Source organism: Pseudomonas sp. B16(2017) (genome assembly GCF_002113205.1).
GTDB classification, from domain to species: Bacteria; Pseudomonadota; Gammaproteobacteria; order Pseudomonadales; family Pseudomonadaceae; genus Aquipseudomonas; species Aquipseudomonas pharyngis.
Window position 1 is genome coordinate 1 of the sequence record NZ_NEKA01000031.1, and the last position, 1,585, is coordinate 1,585.

Annotated in this window: 1 protein-coding gene; it reads right to left on the reverse strand. The window is 53.2% G+C overall.

Features of this window, described 5'->3' with window-relative positions; all coding sequences use genetic code 11:
* A protein-coding gene (locus tag CAG25_RS28075; RefSeq protein ID WP_143493141.1) for an IS3 family transposase occupies positions 1-1,514 on the reverse strand; the annotation gives its coding sequence in 2 pieces (ribosomal slippage) (positions 1-1,064 and positions 1,064-1,514; 1,515 coding nt annotated over the 2 pieces). This gene is flagged as partial in the annotation.
* Between the last annotated feature and the right edge of the window lie 71 nt (positions 1,515-1,585).

Here is a 1,585-nt window from a genome sequence, read left to right on the forward strand (position 1 = left end):
AGGGCGCTCTGGGTTTAAATACACCGCATCAGCTAGTTTCCAGTTGCGTGTCCGAGTGCTCCAACGGCTCGGATTAGCTTTCCTGGCATCCTCATAAAGCGCTGCTCTTGCTTGTAATAGCATCGTCGCTTTGCCTTCGTGCCTCTCGTTTGGCGTCACGTATTTCAAAGCGCTATGGCGATGATCTTCGTTGTACCACTCGATGAATTTCTGCACCCAAAGCCTCGCATCAATGACCGTATCAAATGGTTGATCCGGCCAGAGCGGGCAGTACTTTGCAGTGCGGAAAAGTGCCTCTGCATATGCGTTATCGTTACTTACCCTTGGCCGGCTAAAAGAAGGCTCGACGCCAAGTGCAACCATGCTTTCACGCAGCAAAGAACCTCTCATCACGTGTCCGTTATCCGAGTGCAGCACCAGCGGGCGACCCGCTGTATGTTCACGTAAGCATCCCTTTCTAAGCAGCTCGCATGCGTGTTCGGCGCATTCCACTTCGTGCACTTCATTGGCGACCAGTTTGCGGCTGTAGACATCCTTGACCATGTACCAGTAGAAAAATCGACCTCTGACGGTGCTTGGCAACCAAGTGATATCCCAGCACCACACCTGGTTGGGGCCATCGGCACAATGCGTCGTCAGCACCCTACGTTTCGGGGCTTTGGTTCGGCCGCGACGCACGTTTTGATGAGCCGCTTTTAACACTCGGTAAAACGTCGATTCCGAAGCCAGATAGATGCCTTCATCGGCCAGTTTGGGGACGATCTGGTGCGGAGTAAGGCTGGCGTAGCCAGCCTGATTGGCAGCATCAAGTACCGCTTGGCATTCCGACTCACTGAGCTTGTTAGCCGGAGCTGCCCGTTTAGCCAGCAGTCGCCCATCACAGTCAGCATATCGCCAGCGCTGGACTGTACGCAGGCTCAACCCCAACTCATTGCAGGCTCGATATCGACGAGCGCCGCTCTGCACTGCGTCTGCAATCAACTTCATGGCTTGCGTACGATCAGCGGCGTTAATCAGTCTTCCTTGTCCTTGCCCCAGATCGCATTGGCTTTTTTTCTGAGCTCCAGCAAGGCCACCGCCTCCGCACGTCCGGCATCTGACTGGATCAATTGACGCTCGAGTATTTTGATACGCCGTTGCTCGGCCGTTTTAGAGGTTCGAGAGTTGAGATCAACGACCGGATTGGCGTTTTGACAGGCCAGTCTCCACTGCTGAATTTGCTCAGGGTAAATGCCCTTTATTCGGCAATACTGAGAAATTTCCACCTCGCTCAACGGCGCGGTTTCCATAACAGCATTGAATTTATCGGCGCTAGACCATTGGTCACTGGTTTTGCCGTTTCCTGGAACGATCAAGCCTTTGTCTCTGGCCATTTGTCTCCAGTTTCGCAGCGACTGTGGCGTGAGATTGAGTGCAACGGCAAGTTCTGCCACTGACCGATTAAAGGGCGGCATCATTTGCAAAACGACCCAGTCTTTGAAGTCGCTGTCGTAGCGCTTGCCTAAATTGGACATTGTTATGCACCTTCACCCTCTTGAATGAACGAGTCAATCAACAAGGGCGACAGGTAGCCTGACACAGAGGG